Here is a 17,944-nt window from a genome sequence, read left to right on the forward strand (position 1 = left end):
GGCTGGCCCGCACCGCGTTGTGCGCAGCCCCCGGCTTCCATATGAGGAGAAACAATTATGCCTACCCCCACTAAGGGTCCGCGCCTCGGAGGCGGCCCGGCTCACGAGCGTCTGATGCTCGCGAACCTGGCTTCCGCACTGTTCGAGCACAAGCGGATCACCACCACGGTCACCAAGGCCAAGCGCCTGAAGCCGTACGCAGAGCGCCTGGTCACCTTCGCCAAGCGTGGCGACCTCGCTTCCCGCCGCCGCGTTCTCGGCCTGATCAGCAACAAGGGCGTCGTCCACGAGCTGTTCACCGACATCGCCCAGGCTGTGGAGAACCGCAACGGCGGCTACACCCGCATCACCAAGATCGGCAACCGTAAGGGCGACAACGCTCCCATGGCTGTCATCGAACTGGTTCTCGATCCGGTTTCCGCCAAGCAGGCTGTTGTAGCCGAGGCCACTCAGGCCGCCGCCGCTGCTGCTCCGGCCGCCGAGGAAGCTCCCGAGGCAGAGGTCGTTGAAACCGAAGCTGCAACCGAAGAGGCTCCCGCCGCTGAGGAAGCTGCTGCTGAGGAAGCTCCGGCCGAAGAGGCTGCTGCTGAAGAGGCTCCGGCCGAGGAAGCCGCCGCTGACGAGGCTGCTGCCGACGAGGCCAAGGACGCGAAGTAATTCGCTAAATCCTTCGCATAGACTTAAGTCTATGAACCACCAAAAACCCGTTGCCCCCGTTTTGGGGGGCGGCGGGTTTTTGCGTATCCGGCTGGATTTGGCGTACGACGGCGGCCCGTTCAGCGGCTGGGCAGTGCAGCCAGGATTGCGTACCGTTCAGGGAGTCCTGGAGGGCGCGCTGGAGCTGCTGCTCCGCCGCCAGGTGCGCGTGACGGTCGCCGGGCGCACCGACGCCGGCGTGCACGCCCGCGGCCAGGTGGTCCACCTCGACCTCATGGAGGCCGAGTGGCTGGGACTGAGCCGTGGCGCGGCAGTCGATCCCGCCGTCGCCCTTCTCCGCCGCCTGCGGGGGACGCTGAGCCGTGGGCTGGGGGACCAGACCGGCGCCATTGTGGTGCACCGCGCTGCCGTCGCCCCTGAGGGCTTCGACGCGCGGTTCTCCGCCCTGTGGCGCCGCTACAGCTACCGCATCGCGGACGGGCTGGAGATGTGGGATCCGCTCAGCCGCAATGACACGCTGTGGCACAAGGCCCCGCTGGACGTGGATCTGCTGAACGAGGGCGCGTCACAGTTGCTGGGCCTGCACAACTTCCTGTCCTTCTGCAAGCCGCGGGAAGGCTCCACCACCGTCCGGGAGCTGCAGCGGTTCGAGTTTGCCCGCGGGCAGGACGGTGTCATCGTTGCCACCGTCCAGGCCGACGCGTTCTGCCACAACATGGTGCGTGCCCTGGTGGGGTCGGCTCTGTATGTGGGCGAGGGACAGGAGCGCCCGGAGTGGCTGCACCAGCGCCTGCTGGCGAGGAAGCGCGACGCCCGTTCTGTCCTGGCCGCGCCGCACCCCCTGGTGTTCGAGGAAGTGGCCTATCCGTCCGACGACGAATTGCTGGCCCGGGCGGAGCTCACGCGGGCGCTGCGCGAGTAATTTCCTTCCTGGTGACGCCGTGTTGCAGGACATGAGGGTGGTCCCTCGTTTAGGCGCACGCGGCCAGTAGGCTGGGACGCAGTCTTAAATCATGCGGTCCTTACAGGGGGTAAGGGATGAATGATCGTCGCGTCGTTGTGGTCATCGAGCGGGATGAGGAAGTCCGGTCGCTTTTGCGTGCCACGCTCGGGGAAGCAGGCTTCGACGTGCACTGTGCTGCCACCGGGGAATCCGGGGTTGCGCTGGTGCGTGCCAAGCAGCCCGACACTGTCACGCTGGACCTGGTGCTTCCCGACATGGGCGGCTTCGAGGTGCTTAGGCGCATCCGCGAGTTCAGCCACACCTACGTCCTGGTTGTCACAGGGCGGAATGACCTTGGGACGACGCTCCGGGCCTTTGACTCGGGGGCTGACGACTACATGGTCAAGCCCATCCGACCACGGGAGCTCCGCGTCCGCGTTGATGGCATGCTGCGCCGGCCCCGCGAGCTGACCGTTCCGCCAATCGTGACGCCCCGGGAACCGCCGCTGGTTTCCCCGCGGCTCCGGGCGCGGCGGCCGGCACGCCAGGTCCCGCCACACGTCCCGTCCCAGATCCCGGGCGCGGCGGCGTTACTGGCCGGAGCCAAGGGCCCCGCGGCAGCCCAGGGCCATGCGGCAGCCCAGCACGCGTTGGCACCCAAGGGCTACGAGCACAAGGGGCTGGCGATCGACTGTGCAACGCGGGCCGCAACCCTCGGCGGCCGTGCCCTGCAGCTGACCCGGACCGAGTTCGACCTCCTGCACATCCTGCTCCAGCACGGCAGCGGCGTGGTCACCAAGTCGGAACTCGTGGGGCTTCTGGGCCTCGTGAAGCGGGACGCAGGCGACCCGGGAGCCGGGATCACCGGGACTCGGGACCCCGGCCGGATCATCGAGACCCACATCGGCAACCTGCGCCGAAAGCTCGGGGACGACGCCAGGCGGCCACGCTGGCTGAAGACGGTCCGCGGGGTCGGCTACACCTTGGCGTAGAGCTATCTGGCGCGCCCGGATGCGCCCCTTCAAACGGGGGACACGCCGCTCAGGTTACAAGAAAATAACAAGGCTGCGGGAGCACCGTTAAAGCATGAAATCACTAACAAGCGACGACGTTGTCGCAGTCCGTGGCGTTCTTACCGATACGCATCCGGTTGATTTCTATGCGCTTGGCGTCGCGGGGGCGATTGACCGTTTGGCCAGCCCGCTGCGCGAACGCGGGATCACCGTGCACCTCGAGGCGCCCCATCATGGAATGGAAGTGGACAGGAAGTCCGCCACGCTGCTCTACCGGGCGGCGCAGGAGCTCCTGAGCAACATCCATAAATACGCCGAGGCGTCCTCCGTGACCATTCGGCTTTGGTGTGTCTGCCGCTCCGGGGACTACCACGCTATTCAGCTCCGCGTGACCGACGACGGCGGCGGCTTCGACGTTGAGGCCGCCACCCATGGCAGGCACTCGGGCATGGGGCTGCGGCTTATGCGCCTGGCCGTGACGTCCGCGGGCGGACAGCTGAGAATCGAGTCGTCCCCGGCCACGGGTACGTCCGCAACGATGACCTTGCCGCTGGACTAAGCTCCGGGGGTTCGGGACTCGGGCGGTCGCCCTTTCGGCTTCTTCTTTCACGCTGCTGTGAATGATGACCGATATGGCCCTGAATCCACCGGCAATCGTGGCGCGAGATGGTCGCGGGCCACTTGGTGCTCCTCACCATCAAGGGCTTCGGGATCCTCCGATGATCCGGGCCCTTGGCAACGGGCAACGTCTGAGTGGCCGTCGAATCCGATGAGGTCGTCGGGATCGTCTGGCTGATCCGGAGGTTCGGGCCAGTCGGGCGGCTCTGGGAAGTCTTGGTCGGGCAGCAGGTCGGGCCAGCCGGACGGCTCGGGCAGGTTTTGGCCGGTTGGCGTCTCCGACCGATCCTGGTCGGGTGGCACGTCGAACCAGTCCGGCGGTTCCGGACAGTCTTGGCCCGGTAGCTCTGGCAAATCTTGTTCCGGTGGCAGTTCCGGGCAGTTTTGGCCGAGTTGCGACTCTGGCCAGATCGGTGGTTCCCAGTCCTGCTGTTCGGCGGGGTAGTGGCGTCCCGCCGGGGAGATCCAGCCGGGTGGCGTATCACGGGTGGCGCCGACCGGTTTCCACGCCGTGGTGTGCTTGAGGCGATGGTGCTTGGGACAGGGCTGGCCGAGGTTGGCGACGCCGGTGCCGCCGCCGTCGGCCCAAGCGAGGATGTGGTCGGCGTCGTTGTCGAGGGAGTGGTTGTTGCAGCCGGGGAAGGTGCATTTGGCGTCCCGCAGCCGGAGCCATTGGCGCATGGGTTTGGTGACCCGGTAGCTGGTGCGTCCGATCTCCAACGGTGCCCCGTCCCGCGGGTCGGTCAGTACCCGCAGGAACGATGTTGCGCCGTTGGCGACGAGCCGGCGGGCCATGGAGGCCGGGATCGGCCCGTACCCGTCGAGCACGGCCGGTTCGTCGGTGTGGCCGAGCAGCGAGAACACCGGAACCGTGACCAGGACCTGCGCTGCCGGGGACGGAACATGACCGGCAGACACAGAACCACCTGGGGCGTCGCCGGCTGAAACAGAACCGGCTGAAACAGAGCCGGCCAACACAGGGCCTGGGTGCGTGCCGCCAGCGCCCTTGCCAGGCGTGAGCATCCATGCAGAGGCGACGTCGGCCCGCAGCTGCGTCAGGGTCCGGGTTTCGGTAGGCCCCTGAAGCCCACGCGCCGCGGCGGTGGCGCGGTTCCAGATTCCGGCGGCCTGGTCCGCGGGCAGATACGCCGATATCCAGGCCATACTGTCACGGTCTGGGGTGTACTCCAGCCGCCGGTCCTTGGCACTGTTCCGGTGGCGGGTTTCGATGCTGTCCTGGTGGTGCCGTTCCCGCCAATACCGTGCCCTGGCCCGGAACCTCGCCGGTGTCAGTTCTCCGGCCGGGCAGCCGCGTGCCGGGTTGGGGGCGTCCGGGTCCAGGAAGTGCGCTTCCAATGCCCCGGCGGCTTCGGGTGACAGGCCGTCGGTTTCGTCGCACATGATGCGCCCGTGCTGCCAGGACAGTGTCCCTGACCCTATCCCGGTCAGGGTCAACGGCAGATCTGTACTCAGCCTGGCGGACTCGGTCAGGAACCGTGCCGCCGCGCCGTCGCTGACGGTCAGTGCACAGGCTACCGACGCGGTCACCGACATCTCCCGGGCGGCACGGGCTGACGGGCGCTCATCCGGTGGCGCCATCGCCTCCTCCGCGGCAGCGATTCCGGCCGCGCAGTGCACCTTCACGGACGCCAGCCGGGCTTGCATCCCGGCCACATTGGTCAGGCCGTCCAGGAATGCATCCGCCTGCCCCTGGAGTGGATCCGCCTGCCCGGGCACCGGGTCCGTGCCCGCCGGCCCCGGGTCAGCAACCCTGCGGAGCTCGGCGGCCAGCGCTAAGGCAGAGGCACCGATGGCCTCCAATGCCTCCGCAGCAGCCGCACTGTGTTCCATACCGAGAGCATGCCACCGGCCTGCTACAAAAACGACGCTGCCCTCCGCCTATGTGGAAAAACAGGGCCTATGTGGAAAACAGAGTCGTTCTGGAAAACCAGAAGCGACGTAGACCCGCGTTACGACTCGGGGGTTGCCTCTGCCGGCAGCGTGAGGGTGAATGTGGTGCCCGCACCTGGCTTGCTCTCGCAGGAGATGGCACCGCCGTGCCGCTCCACGATGGTCTTGGTGATGGACAGACCCAGCCCCACCCCGGGAATGGCAGCCTGGCGTGCCGCCTGGCTGCGGAAGAACCGGGTGAAGACGCGCGACGTTTCCTCTTCGCTGATGCCCATGCCGGTGTCCTGGACCTTCAGCTGCACCCAGGAGTCACGACGCCGCGCACTCACGGTGACCTTGCCGCCGTCGGGAGAGTATTTGATGGCATTGGACACCAGATTGTCCAGTGCCTGGCCGATCCGCAGCGGATCGGCGTGCGCCCACAGGGGAGCCGGGACGTCAGTGGCGAGGGAGACATTGCTGGCATCGGCCTGGGCCTGCACCGAACCGATGCTGTTCTCGATCAGCCCGGCGAGGTCGGTCCGGCGGGGATGCACAGCGAGGACCGCAGACGCCGACACCAGAAGCTCGGAGACCAGCGCGAGCAGCCGTTCGGCATTGCGCTGCACCACTTCCAGCCGGTGCACGGAATCGGGGGAGAGGCCGTCGGCTTCGTCCAGCACCAGGTCCACGTTGCCCACGACCGACATCAGCGGGCTGCGGAACTCGTGTGAGACGTTGGAGATCAGCTCTTCCTTGGCGGAGAGCGCCTCCACCAGCCCCGTGACGTCACTGTAGACGATGACCGCCCCGCTGAACCCGCCGTCGTCGTTCTTGATGATCCGCGCAGCAGTGGCGACAGCCCGTTGCGCGGATCCCTCGCCCAGCCACACAAGATAATCGGCGAAAGTCTCGCCGGCAACGGCGCGGTGGATGGGGCGCTTGTCCAGCGGAAGCGGGGTCACCCGGTCCTGGCCGAACATGAGCTGCTCGGCTTCCAAAGGCTGAACCATGCCGGCAGGGGCCGCCGCCTGCCTGAAGGTTTTCTGCTGGTCGTTGACCAGCACCTTCTGGCCGTCGGCATCCACGGCCACGATGCCTACATCCGTGGTGTCCAGAATGGTCTTAAACAGCCGTTCGCGGTTCCTGCTTTCCACGAGCAGTTCGCGGAGTTCGGCGTCCTTCTGCTCCAGCCTTTTGCGCTGCAACCGTACATTGGCGCCGGCGAACCTGATGGCCACCGAGACGGCCACCATCATTAGCGGCAGCAGAATTGCCGTGGCAATGTCCGAAGGTGAAATCTTGGGAAACTTTTGGACAAGCGTGGGAATGCCGATGAGTAGCGGGCCGATAAAGCTCAGGAATACGGTGGTGCGCGGGAAGTTGTCGGAGCTGGAAAGCCAGATCACCGGAAATATCGCCAGAACTCCAAGTCCTGCCACCGCCGGAACCGCGCCGTTGCGGGCGAGGCCGATGACCACCATGTCGAGTAATGGAATTAGCAGGTAGGCGTTGGGAGGCAGCCGTTCCCAGGGGACCAGAAAGCAGCCGAGAAAGGTGGCAACCATCATGACAATGGCGGCGATAAACACGCCGCTCTGGATGAGGGTAGGCCACACTGCGGGGGCGGCAATCGCCAGCACGGCGAGAATGACCGTTACTGGGAGCTGGCAGAGCGCTACCTGGACGCGGGGCTTCAGGCGGCGGAAGAATCGGTCCGTGTCGCGGACCAGCACCTGCTCACCCAATGCGGCTGCGCCCGGTACTCGCCTGCACTTCCGAATTCCGGGGCCACTCGTGGTTAAACGAACACATGAAGCCCATTATGCACAGCTATTCTTCGGTATTTGGAGGGCACGGCACTACTCTCCGGTGTGAGCCGAAAACATATGGGCAATTTTCGCTCTTTGGGCCCTACTTCGTTGTAGCGTAGGTTATCTGGTAACGCTTACCGCATTGCGCTGGGCTGTGCGGTGGTTTTTACCTGGATTGAGGTACTGGTGGGCGATCTTGGTGTTGCCGTTGTTATCGAGGATGACGTTGATGTCAGGAATCTCCTCGACGCGGTTTTGCAGCAGGCTGGATTTGAGGTGCACTCGGCCGGGAACGGCCGTGACGGGGTTGATGTGGCCAGGCAGCGCCAGGCAAACGTAATAACGCTCGACGTCGGTCTGCCGGACATTGACGGTTTCGAGGTCCTTCGCCGCATCCGGCAGTTCAGTGATGCCTACGTCGTGATGCTCACCGGCCGGGGTGACGAACTGGACACCATTACCGCGCTCCAGGGCGGCGCCGACGACTACATCGTCAAGCCCTTCCGGCCGCGCGAGCTGCGGGCCCGGATATCGGCCATGCTGCGGCGGCCCCGAGTGGCCGGCGGCTCCGCTGGTGAGGGCGCTGCATCTTCGGGCAACTCCGTTACCCCAGCTTCTGCTGCCTCGCGCCGGAGCACTGTATTGCAGCACAACGGGCTGGCGCTCGATACCGAAACCCGGACCGTTGCCCTCCGAGGAACGCCCCTGGGGCTGACCCGGAGCGAATTCGATCTGTTGCACGAGCTGCTGAGGGGAACTGGCGCAGTGCGCACCCGCGCCGATTTGGTGCGCGTGGTGCGGGGCGAATATTACGGCGAGGACACCTACATCAGCGAGGCCGACGAACGGGCCGTAGAAGTCCACATCGGCAACCTGCGGCGCAAGCTCCGGGAGGACCCCCAGGACCCGCGCTGGCTGGTGACCGTACGCGGCGTGGGTTACCGGTTGGCTCCGAAGCGGGCGGAGTAGACGGCCCTTTCCGGGCCGGGCCTCAGACCTCAGGCGGCAGGTAGCCCAGCTTCAGGCCGCTGACGGTCTCGTCGCCGGTGAGCGCCACGCAGGGGAGCATGTCCCGGGCAGCGGCCAGATCGCCTCGCTTGACGAGCCTCTCCAGATCCACCGCCAGCTTGGCCAGCCGCGAGGCACCCACCATCAGGGCAGAGTTCTTCAGGCTGAGGACGGCGTCCATGGCGGCCTCGGCGTCGTCGTCCTCGACTGAGGCTTCCAGGTATGTCCGGCGCTTGTTCCAAATATTGATGTAGTCCCTGGCGAAGTTGTGGGCTATGCCGGTGCTGCCCATGTCTTCTTCAAGCTCGTGAAGGACGTCAAGATCCAGAACGGGCAAGGTGGCACTCTCCGATTCGTTGTGGTGCACGCCCCCATCAGACGCCGATAGCGCCGGGGAGCAGGCGCCGTTGGCGCTGCTGTCGGCTGCTTCGGAACCTGAAATGGACATGACTTAAGGCTACTTTCTGAGGTTGGGAAAACCCTGATTGAGCTTGGATCCTGTGGAAACCCTGCGGGTACCTTGTGTTGGGGTTAATCCTGCGGAAGCCTGCAGTTTACTGGTTGGCAAACGTCTCGATGGTGTTGATGACGGCCGGGCCGAGGATCGCGATGAACAGCACCGGGAAGATGAAGAACAACAGGGGGAACAGGATCATCACGGGGAGCTTCATTGCCTTCTCCTCGGCACGCTGGCGACGCTTTACGCGCATTACCTTGGCCTGGACCCGCAGGACCCGGCTGATGGCAATGCCGTAAGTGTCCGCCTGCACCACTGCCTGCACGAAGCTCCGCAGTTCGGGGATGTTGGTCCGCTCGGCCAGAGCGATGTAGGACTCCCGGCGGCTCCTTCCCACTTGCATGTCCTGCAGGGTGCGGACCAGTTCTTCCGCCAGCGGACCCTTGCCGTTCTCGCCGGCACGGGCCATGGCTCCTTCGAAGCCAAGGCCCGCCTCAACGGAAATCAGCATCTGGTCCAGGGTGTTAGCGAGCTCCAGCTGCATGGCCTTCTGCCGCTCCTGCCCCTTGCTGTACAGCATCAGGTCCGGGATGAAGTATCCCAAGAACAAGACGAAGATGCCCACTAGCTTCATAATCGGCGTCGTTCCAATGGAACTGATGTACAGCCCAAGGAGGCCACCGACAAGACCCAGCGCCGGCTTGGTGGCCAGCAGGCGCCCGAGCGGCATGGACGCCGGGCGGCCTGCCAAGGACAGCAGCCTATCCAGCTTGTGTACGTACCCGGCGGGCGTGAGACGGTGGCCGATTTTTTCGATGAGGCCGCTGTTCGGCTTCTTTTCCACCTCTGCCCGGTGAAGGCCACGGGTAAGGAGGTCCCGTGTGTTGGCCAGCCCCTTCCGGTCGATGGAGAGGATGGACCAGGCCAGGTACGCGAGGGGCAGGCAGATCAGGAGCAACGCTAAGAAAATCAAGGGATCCACAGTGGCCTCAGAATTTCAGGTCGATGATTTTGCGCATCCACAGACCGCCAACGGTCATCAGGATGACGGATGCCACGATCATGATCCAGCCGAGAGGATTGGTGAACATCTTGTTCATGTACCCCGGGTTGACCACGGAGAGCATGACCACGATGCCGATAGGAAGGGCCATAAGGATGTATGCCGAGAACTTTCCCTCCGCCGCAAGAGCCTTGATGTGCCCCTTGATCTCGCTGCGCTCGCGGATGGTCTCGTTCACCTGGTCCAGAACTTCCGCCAGGTTTCCACCTACCTCGCGGTTGATCTGGATGGCCTGCGAGATCCAGACGAAGTCCTCGTTCTTCATACGGTCCGCGGTGTCGTTAAGGGACACGAGCAGATCGCGGCCCAGGCTTGTCTCGGAAACAATGCGGCGCATCTCTTCGGACGTCGGAGCCTGCGACTCGTTCGCAGCGGCGTCGATTGCCCGCAGGATGCTATGGCCTGCCCGGAGGCTGCCGGAAAGCAGCTGAAGCGTGTCGCCCAGTTGCTCGTCGAACTTGGCCCGCCGCTTGCCGGACAGGAAACCCAGCACCAGATGGCCGACGAAGGGAGCTGCAATGACCAGCAGGATCGCCAACAGCGGCCCGGCGACCACAAGCCCAATAAGGGCACCAACGAAGGCACCCACCATGACCAGCAGAATGAACTCCGCCTGGCTGAGCCGCAGCCCCGCGTTCTCCAGTTGTTCGCGGTTGAAGTAGCGGACGTTCCTCCTGGCGAGGACGCGGTCGATGGACAGTACTGCGTTTCCGGCGAAGCGAGTGAGCTGGGAGTCTGCTTCGCTGCGGAAAGGACGACGCCGGTCAAGCGGCACTGTTGGGGTGCGCGGAATCAGCACCGCAACGCCGCCCAGCACCGCTGAAGCGACGACCAGAATGACTCCAAGTGTCACGATCATCAGAGTCAGTGCCTTTCCGGAGAGACAGGGGCCGCTCCGAAGACGCCGGCCGAGACATGGATTCCGAGGTCTTCGAAGCGGTCTATGAAGCGGGGGCGGATGCCCGTGGGTACAGGTTTGCCGAGGAACTTGCCGTGCTGGTCAACTCCGGCGGAGTAGTCGAAGACGAAGGCGTCCTGGAGCGTGACGATGTCGCCCTCCATGCCCTGCACCTCGGTGACATGCGTGATGCGACGGGTGCCGTCGCGGAGACGGGAGATCTGGACGATGAGGTTCACGGCGGAGGCGATCTGCTCGCGGATGGCGCGAAGCGGCAGATCCATGCCTGCCATGAGAACCAGGGTCTCCAGACGGGCGATGGCGTCACGGGGGGAGTTAGAGTGCACGGTGGACAGTGAACCGTCGTGGCCGGTATTCATGGCCTGCAGCATGTCCAGGGATTCCCCGCCACGAACCTCGCCCACCACAATCCGGTCGGGGCGCATACGCAGGGAGTTCCGGAGCAGCTCGCGGATGGTCACCTCACCCTTGCCTTCCGTATTCGGGGGGCGGCTTTCCAGCCGGACCACATGGTCCTGCTGGATCTGGAGCTCCACCGCATCCTCGATCGTGACGATCCGCTCGTTCGCCGGCAGGAAGGACGACAGGACGTTAAGCAGGGTCGTCTTGCCGGTACCCGTACCACCGGAAACGATGATGTTGAGCTTGGCCTTTACGCAGGCATTGAGAAGTTCAGCCATTTCCGGTGTCAACGTCCCGAAATCGATCAAGTTCTGAACGGTGAGGGGCGTCTTGCTGAATTTACGGATGGTCAGCGAGGAGCCGCCGACGGCGAGCGGCGGGATCACCGCGTTGACACGGGACCCGTCCTCCAAACGTGCGTCAACCAGCGGCGATGACTCGTCGATGCGGCGGCCCACCTTGGACACGATGCGCTCGATGACCTTCCGGAGGTGCTCTTCCGAGCTGAACCGCGAATCCGTCAGCGTAAGTTTTCCCTTGCGCTCGACGTAGATCTGGTCCATCCGGTTCACCATGATTTCGGTGACGGCGGGATCGTCCAAGAGACGCTGGAGCGGTCCGTAGCCCAGCACGTCATCCGCCACGTCGGCGACCAGGCGCGTCCGCTCGTCCGGAGTCAGCGGCACCTGTTCGGCATCGATGATCCGGATGAGTTCTTCGCGCGCGGTTCGGCGAAGCTCCTGCTCCGTGAGCGTTGAATCGTTGAAGCGTGCCCCCATGCGCTCAAACAGTGCCGTTGCGGCACGCTGCTTGAGCGCAGCGAAAACGTCAACGGGCTGCTGGGTCTTTGCCTTGAAGGGCTCCGACTGTACCGCCACGGACGGCTGGGCCGATTTTGCCTGTGCAGCCTGGCGCCGCCCCGATGCCGGGACTACTGGGACGCTGGGAGCCGCATGCGCTGACTGGGCCCGCGGCGCTCCATCCTCGACAGCAGGTGCTGTGGGGGCAACAGGTTTTGCGGCCGCGGAAGATGCGGCTTGCGCCTGCGCAGCAGCCGCCTGGGCGGCGGCCTCGGCCGCACGCCTCGCCGCACGCGTTTGGTACGTGGAGACGCCAGAAATCGGACGTGGTGCAGTGCCGCCAGATGTTGCGGTGGCAGGCTGGACCTGGCGCGGGGCAGCTGGCAGCGGCGAGGTCTGCATCACGGCGGCCGGAGCACGCGTCGGCGCTGGTGGAAGATGCAGAGGGGCACCCGGAACTTCGGACTTATGCTGCGCTGCCTGGAGGCGTTCAGAGAGCTTCATCTAGACCACCACCCGTCGGTGCGCGCTTCGCTGTTCCTTGGCGCTGGCGGCCGGACCAAGCCGGTGCACCAACTGGCTCAAACCTTTGGCGGCGGGATCTTTCTTGGCATCCAGCAGGACGGGCACGCCGCGGTTGGTCGACAAAGCCACGGCGCGTGAACGGGGGACGCTGACGTCCACGGGGGCTCCAATCGTAGATTCGATGTCTTGGACTGTCAGGCCGCACTTGGAATCGGCCATGTTCAGGACCACGTGCCGGCCTTCCGGCAGGATCTCCAACTGACGCAGGATGTCCATGCCGGAGCGGAGGCCACGGACACTGGGGATATCCATCGCGCTGACCCAGACCACGTCCGTGCATGCTTCCATGGCGGCCAGACCGATTTCGGGCAGGCCGGGCGCGGTATCCACCACGACGTACTGAAACTCTTCGGCCAGCTGTTCGAGCAGACGCGTGACCTGTTCCGGCGTGATGAAATCGGCGTCGACAGGGTTGAGGGGTGCACACAGGGCATAGATGCTGGCCGGGTGGACGGTGAGGAACGCCTTCAGCACCAGCGTGTCCTGGGCCGCCGCAGGCGATACGGCGTCCGTGACTGTGTGCTCCGGATTCAGGTAGAGTCCGGAGGCGACGTCACCGAACTGCAGGTCCAGGTCAACGAGCACCACGCTCATCGGGGCCAGCTTGCCGAGACCGACGGCCAGGTTGGTGGCGATTGTCGTCTTGCCTACGCCGCCCTTGGGAGAAAACACCCCAATGACGGCGCCTTTCTGATTCTCCGCCGGGCCCGGCTGGTCCATTCGGTGCCGGCTGGCGAAGGACTGGCAGGCACGCTCCAGCAGTACCCTAAGTTGCGCGGGATCAGCGGAAGGGCTGAGGACGTCGCGGACCCCAGCCCGCATGGCCTGCAGGATCAGCACCGGGTCCGGCTCGCTGACCAAAAGCACCATCAGGTCCGGAACCTGGACGTCCAGCACGGTGGCCAAGCGAAGGGCCTCTTCAATAGGAAGATCCGGACCGAGGATAAGGACCTCGGGCTGTTCCTGGTTCAGCTGGGCGAACAGGTCGTAGGGACCCGCGGGCAGGATGTTCGTGAGGAAGGTCTGGACACCGCCCTGCAGCCCGCCGGCCACCGCCTGACGGAGCCGGCTGTCAAAGTCCGCGTTCGGCGTGATCAGGACGAAGCGGCTCACTTGTATACCTCACTCCGCTGGATGATTCGGGGACCGCTGTCCTTCGCGTTGGTGGGCTCTTTGCTGAGCCACATTTTGGCGTACTCGGCAGCGAAGACGATTTTGGCGGCGTCTACGTCGTTAACGGCGACTGTGACCATGAGATTGCCGGTGGGAAGCGTGGTGTCCTGCGGATCCTGGGCATTCGGATCGGCGCTCGCAGTGGGCGTGGGCTGGGCCGTTGCAGCCGGCTGAGGAGCGCGTTGGACGGCCGTGACCAGTGCTTTGCGCACTGTGAGTTTGGTCGTCTCTGCATCCGGCTTATCGTCCTGGCCGCCCTTGTCGAGGTTGATGAAGACACCGACATGGTCACCAGGCGCGAGCCGTCCACCGACAACCCGGTCCGGCTCAAGCTGGAATGAAACTTCCTGGAGGCCCGCGGGAATCTGCGTGGAGCCTGCGGCTTTTACGTCTTCGGGTGCGACAAGACGCTCCGAAACGAGCTGCTCGCCGGGGACTAGTTCCACGGCGGCAACCTTGCCCTTGGAGGAGTCCAGCGACTTGAGCGTCGACCCGGTAACAGCCGATGCCGGTAGCTGCTTCGTTTCGAGGGAAGCTGTCATCGATTCCACGGGGGTGCCGGCAGGAATCGCCGTCTTTACAACGAGGACAGCTACTGGTTCAAGGTCCTTGACGGCTCGCTGGTCGGCGCCCTGCGCGTAATTAATAACGAGCATGGCTCCGACGAGGGCGAGGATTACTGCTGCCGCGCCGGCCAACAACCGAGACTTCACGAACTACTCCTGAACGAATTAATGGTGATGAATACGTCTGATTGTGCTGAATTAGCTCGTCAGTTCGACGATGGTGGCGCCGTCCGGATTGACCGGGCCTAAGGTATAGCCGTCGGCCAGGGAGACGTATTGTACGAATGTGCCGATGATGCCCCGGCACGGTTCGCGGCATTCCAAAGCGGACGGGACGTCGGGCGCTCTGTTTCGGAAGGTATACGGCAGTCCTGAGGAACCGAGCTTCCAGCCTTGAACTTTGAATGCAGCCAGCGTCGTTAGTCCATAGACAGCGTTAGTACCCGTTCCCGTCACAGCATTGAACACCGGCAGCAGTACGATGACATCTTTTCCCGATGTCATGTCTGCCGCCCAAGCGTTCAACGTGCCTTCGCAGTAGGGCGGTGGATTGTTACCAGTATCGCCGCCCGCCTTACTGGTTGAGATGTCGATGGCGGAGCCGCAGACACCTGAGTCCTGATTAAGACCGCCAAAACCGCCTTGGACAAACGCACCAGACGGGCCGTAGTTGCAGTCTGCATTAGCGTTCTTAGCGTGCAACTGAAGCAGTTGCATGACATTGGTTTGGCCACGCACCTGACATACGGAAACGGTGATGGGAAACGGAGTCGTGCCCTTGACTGGGCTCCCCCAGCGGACGCTTGACGTCGCATTCACCTCGGCGCTCCGAAAGCCAAGGACACCTGCGAAGAACAGCGATACAGAGTTTGCCGAAGCACCGGTTTCCTTGGCACCAACCGTAACTCTAACGGTGCGGTTAGTCCCATCCAGGGCAATGGACTTGACGTTGCTGGATCCGTCGATTGCGTTCTTATTCGCGAGGTCAGCAGCCATAGGTGTGGTGGCCGAGCAGTTAATAGTGTCGTTCCTGGCGCATTTCTGCGCCAGCATGAGAGCGGCTGAATCGGATCCGTTCTGTAATTGCGCCCGCTCTGCATAAAGCTTGGCAACGTCGATAGCCAAGGCCGCGAAACCAAGCATTACCACCATGACGATGGCGACGATGACGGCGACGCCGCCGTGTTCACTGTCCGCCGGCAATGCTATCCGCCGCATAGCATTGTTCCCTTTCCCTTCATGGCAAAGGGCCCAGCGATGCCAGTCATTGTGCTGAGGTTGTAGCTGATCGTGACTGTCACTTGGACCCCGGCCGAACAGGATGTTGGCGCAGGCGTCGTCGCCGGCACAGTTTGGAAGGCAAAAGCAACATTCGAATCTTGTAGCTTCGGACTAACAAGGCTTGCCGCGTTCTTGGCTGCGCTGAGCGCAGCAGTTGGGTTGTTATTGACCGCCATACTGCGGACTCCCTCACGGGCGGCGTTGGTAAGGGAGTTCTGAACGTTGTACGCCCTACCGAACTCCATAATGCCCAGCAGTATCATGATCAAGACTGGGGCCAGGATCGCGAACTCGACGGCCACGGCCCCGCGCTCCGATGCCTTGGCCATCAGTACCCTTCCGGAAATAGTTCTCGGTCGTGGTTCTTGCATAAACGGTGCTCTTGCCGGGTAGCGGAGACGACTTTTCCCGCTACCCGGCCAAGCAACATAGTGTCTTACAGGCAGGTTGCGGCAACCGCAGCGGTGTTGCCACTAGCGGGCACGGCCGCGGTGTAGGTCTTGCCGCCAACCTGGCAGGCGACTTTGTCGAATGTTGTCGTCAGGTTGCCGCCGAGCAGGGTGACAGCAACGATGATGACGACTGCGATGAGGGCGACCATGATGCCGTATTCGACAGCGGTTGCGCCCTTTTCGTCGCGACGGACCCTGGCAGCAGCGTTAGAGAAGAAAGCAAGCATTTTTTACTCCTGAGCGAGTGTTGGAAGCTGGTCCTTCACCAGCTCTGTAAAAAAGTTAGCAACGGAATTCCGCCTCGAGGCGGTTCTTTGCAGACTCCTGAGGCAACCTTTAGCGCCCTGCGTATTTCCTGCGCTTTCCCTGCGCAAACCTTGAACCTTGAAGCTTTCCCAGGGGTTAAAGAAATAGGGCCCTCCCGGTTTAAAGAACCGAAAGGGCCCTGCCAGCCGCCAAGCGCCTACCCCGCGAACAGTGAAATGAGGCTCATCACCGTCGGGCCCAGGACCACGATGAACAATGTGGGCAGGATGAAGAAGATCAGCGGGAACAGCATCTTCACGGGCATCTTCATGGCGTGCTCCTCGGCCCGCTGCTTCCGCTTGATCCGCATGTCCCCGGCCTGCGCTTTGAGCACGCCGGCGATGGCCACGCCGTACGTGTCGGCCTGGATCACTGCCCGGATGAAGCTGCGCACATCGGGCACGTCCACCCGCCCTGCCAGGGCGAGGTAAGCGTCCTTCCGGGACCGGCCCACCTGGATATCCTGGAGGGTGCGGATCAGCTCCTCTGCCATCGGGCCCTTGCCGTTGGTGCCGGCGCGGCCCATCGCCGCCTCGAACCCGAGGCCTGCCTGGACGGAGATGAGCATGTGGTCCAGGGCGACCGGCAGCTCCAAGCGGATCGCTTCCCGCCGCTTCTGTGCACGGTTGCGCACCAGAAGGTCAGGGGTGAAATAGCAGAGGGCTGTAAGTCCCACCACGATGAGGAAGCGCTGTGTCGACGGACCGCCGACAAAGAACAGGTACCCGACTACCGCGCCAGCGAAGGCTAGCAGCGGCTTGACCATGATGAGCCGGGCCAACGGCCAGTCCTTGGGCCGGCCGGCACCTGCGAGCTGCCTGTCCAGCCACGCGACGTAGCCCTTCGGCATGATGCGCTGGCTGGCGAGGATCAGCTTCTCGTTGACGCTGAGCGCCGGGCCCTTGGCCTTGGAGACCCGCCCGAGGTTTGCCTGGATGTTGCGGAGCCCCGCCCGGTCGCCGGTGAAGACAAACCACGTCATGACAGTCACAGGCACGACCACTGCCAGGATCGCCGCGTAAGCCACAGGCTGCATGATGACCACCTTCTTCCTAGAACTTGGGTTTGATGATCCGGCTGAGCCAGAATCCGCCAGCGGTGAGCAGCACGATTGCCGCGGCGATCATGAGGTAGCCGGGCAGGGTGCTGGTGAAGACCCGGGAGTACATCTCGTTGAAAAACGTCAGGCCGATGAACATCACAACAGGCAGAGCCATGAGGACGATCGCCGACATCCGGCCTTCCGCACTCAGAGCGCGTATCTGGCCGCGCACCTGGTTGCGGTCGCGGATAGTGTCGCCCAGATGGTCCAGCACCTCGGCCAGATCACCGCCCACCTCGCGGTGGATCTCGACGGCCTGGGAGATGGAGAGGAAATCCTCGCTCCTGGTCCGTCTGGCGACGTCCGCCAGGGCTTCGCCAAGGTCCCGGCCGATCCTGGTCTCGTTGACAATCCGCCCGAGCTCTTCGGACATGGGCGGCTGGCTTTCCTGCCCGGCCGCGTCCACCGCCCGCAGCAGGCTGTGGCCGGCCCGCAGGCCGCCGGAGAACATCTGCAACGTGTCTGGCACCTGTTGGTCAAACTGCCGACGGCGGCGCGCTGCGAGTGCATTGAGCAGCAGGTGCAGTCCCAGCGGGGTCAGGAGAGTCAGTAGGACAGCGGCGAACAGGCCGCCAAGGAAAAACCCGACGACGGCGGCCGTCAGGGTGATCACCCCGGCCATGATCAGGTAGTCGCCCGGTTCCTTCTTGAGTCCGCATTCATCCAGCCGGTCCTGGGTAAGCAGGCCCGTTCCGCGCTTCTTGAGGCCCTTGTTCAGCGCGCCTACGGCATGGTCGGTTAGCTTCGTCAGAGACGAGGGCGCCACAGGGACATCGGGCCGCCGGCGGGACATCGGAAGGCCCGAGTTTGGCCTGAGGGCGACGCCGAAAACCAGGAAGATGGCGAGGTACAGCAGCACCAGCGCCACTACGAAAATGCCGGAGTCGCCTGACAC

General features: G+C 64.0%; 18 protein-coding genes. 5 read left to right on the forward strand and 13 right to left on the reverse strand.

What is annotated here, in order from left to right:
* Positions 1–57 precede the first annotated feature (57 nt).
* The 4 genes from rplQ to ACFRAH_RS14525 all read left to right on the forward strand — a co-directional run bounded on the left by rplQ (position 58) and on the right by ACFRAH_RS14525 (position 3,172).
* Positions 58–657, forward strand: a complete 600-nt coding sequence (gene rplQ / locus ACFRAH_RS14510) for a 50S ribosomal protein L17 (RefSeq protein ID WP_377949459.1) — start codon at positions 58–60, stop codon at positions 655–657.
* 31 nt (positions 658–688) lie between these two features.
* Positions 689–1,579 (forward strand): tRNA pseudouridine(38-40) synthase TruA, encoded by an 891-nt coding sequence (gene truA / locus ACFRAH_RS14515; protein WP_377991593.1) that lies wholly within the window; start codon positions 689–691, stop codon positions 1,577–1,579.
* Positions 1,580–1,695: 116 nt separating this feature from the next.
* On the forward strand, positions 1,696–2,592 hold the full coding sequence (locus tag ACFRAH_RS14520) for a response regulator transcription factor (RefSeq protein ID WP_377991595.1): 897 nt from the start codon (positions 1,696–1,698) through the stop codon (positions 2,590–2,592).
* 94 nt (positions 2,593–2,686) lie between these two features.
* Positions 2,687–3,172 carry a sensor histidine kinase gene (locus ACFRAH_RS14525; protein WP_377991597.1) on the forward strand — a complete coding sequence of 162 codons (486 nt, stop codon included), beginning with the start codon at positions 2,687–2,689 and terminating at the stop codon, positions 3,170–3,172.
* Between the two features lie 47 nt (positions 3,173–3,219).
* Here the strand turns inward: ACFRAH_RS14525 and ACFRAH_RS14530 are convergent, their stop codons facing one another.
* Positions 3,220–5,082, reverse strand: a complete 1,863-nt coding sequence (locus ACFRAH_RS14530; protein WP_377991599.1) for a DUF222 domain-containing protein — start codon at positions 5,080–5,082, stop codon at positions 3,220–3,222.
* A 119-nt stretch (positions 5,083–5,201) separates the two neighbouring features.
* On the reverse strand, positions 5,202–6,869 hold the full coding sequence (locus tag ACFRAH_RS14535; protein WP_377991601.1) for a sensor histidine kinase: 1,668 nt from the start codon (positions 6,867–6,869) through the stop codon (positions 5,202–5,204).
* A 252-nt stretch (positions 6,870–7,121) separates the two neighbouring features.
* Here ACFRAH_RS14535 and ACFRAH_RS14540 point away from each other — a divergent pair, with 252 nt between their 5' ends.
* On the forward strand, positions 7,122–7,904 hold the full coding sequence (locus ACFRAH_RS14540; protein WP_377991644.1) for a response regulator transcription factor: 783 nt from the start codon (positions 7,122–7,124) through the stop codon (positions 7,902–7,904).
* A gap of 22 nt (positions 7,905–7,926) precedes the next feature.
* Here ACFRAH_RS14540 and ACFRAH_RS14545 read toward each other — a convergent pair whose 3' ends face one another.
* From ACFRAH_RS14545 to ACFRAH_RS14595, 11 genes are all read right to left on the reverse strand, one after another.
* Positions 7,927–8,391, reverse strand: a complete 465-nt coding sequence (locus tag ACFRAH_RS14545; RefSeq protein ID WP_377991603.1) for an Hpt domain-containing protein — start codon at positions 8,389–8,391, stop codon at positions 7,927–7,929.
* A gap of 106 nt (positions 8,392–8,497) precedes the next feature.
* Positions 8,498–9,382, reverse strand: a complete 885-nt coding sequence (locus tag ACFRAH_RS14550; RefSeq protein WP_377991605.1) for a type II secretion system F family protein — start codon at positions 9,380–9,382, stop codon at positions 8,498–8,500.
* A 7-nt stretch (positions 9,383–9,389) separates the two neighbouring features.
* A complete protein-coding gene (locus tag ACFRAH_RS14555) occupies positions 9,390–10,322 on the reverse strand; it encodes a type II secretion system F family protein (RefSeq protein WP_377991607.1) in 933 nt (310 codons plus the stop codon).
* Between the two features lie 5 nt (positions 10,323–10,327).
* Positions 10,328–11,662, reverse strand: a complete 1,335-nt coding sequence (locus ACFRAH_RS14560; protein ID WP_377991608.1) for a CpaF family protein — start codon at positions 11,660–11,662, stop codon at positions 10,328–10,330.
* A 426-nt stretch (positions 11,663–12,088) separates the two neighbouring features.
* Positions 12,089–13,282, reverse strand: coding sequence for a CpaE family protein (locus ACFRAH_RS14565; RefSeq protein ID WP_377991609.1), 1,194 nt, complete (start codon positions 13,280–13,282; stop codon positions 12,089–12,091).
* Positions 13,279–14,055 carry a Flp pilus assembly protein CpaB gene (gene cpaB, locus ACFRAH_RS14570; protein WP_377991610.1) on the reverse strand — a complete coding sequence of 259 codons (777 nt, stop codon included), beginning with the start codon at positions 14,053–14,055 and terminating at the stop codon, positions 13,279–13,281. The genes ACFRAH_RS14565 and cpaB overlap by 4 nt, the downstream gene beginning before the upstream one ends.
* Before the next feature lie 51 nt (positions 14,056–14,106).
* A complete protein-coding gene (locus ACFRAH_RS14575) occupies positions 14,107–15,126 on the reverse strand; it encodes a Tad domain-containing protein (protein WP_377991611.1) in 1,020 nt (339 codons plus the stop codon).
* A complete protein-coding gene (locus tag ACFRAH_RS14580; protein WP_377991612.1) occupies positions 15,114–15,518 on the reverse strand; it encodes a TadE/TadG family type IV pilus assembly protein in 405 nt (134 codons plus the stop codon). The genes ACFRAH_RS14575 and ACFRAH_RS14580 overlap by 13 nt, the downstream gene beginning before the upstream one ends.
* A gap of 107 nt (positions 15,519–15,625) precedes the next feature.
* On the reverse strand, positions 15,626–15,868 hold the full coding sequence (locus tag ACFRAH_RS14585; RefSeq protein ID WP_377991613.1) for a Flp family type IVb pilin: 243 nt from the start codon (positions 15,866–15,868) through the stop codon (positions 15,626–15,628).
* Between the two features lie 236 nt (positions 15,869–16,104).
* Positions 16,105–16,983: a type II secretion system F family protein gene (locus tag ACFRAH_RS14590; RefSeq protein WP_377991614.1), complete on the reverse strand. Its 879-nt coding sequence runs from the start codon at positions 16,981–16,983 to the stop codon at positions 16,105–16,107.
* A gap of 16 nt (positions 16,984–16,999) precedes the next feature.
* A complete protein-coding gene (locus ACFRAH_RS14595) occupies positions 17,000–17,944 on the reverse strand; it encodes a type II secretion system F family protein (RefSeq protein WP_377991616.1) in 945 nt (314 codons plus the stop codon).

It is taken from the genome of Arthrobacter sp. NPDC056727 (assembly GCF_042790555.1).
Classification (GTDB): Bacteria; Actinomycetota; Actinomycetes; order Actinomycetales; family Micrococcaceae; genus Arthrobacter.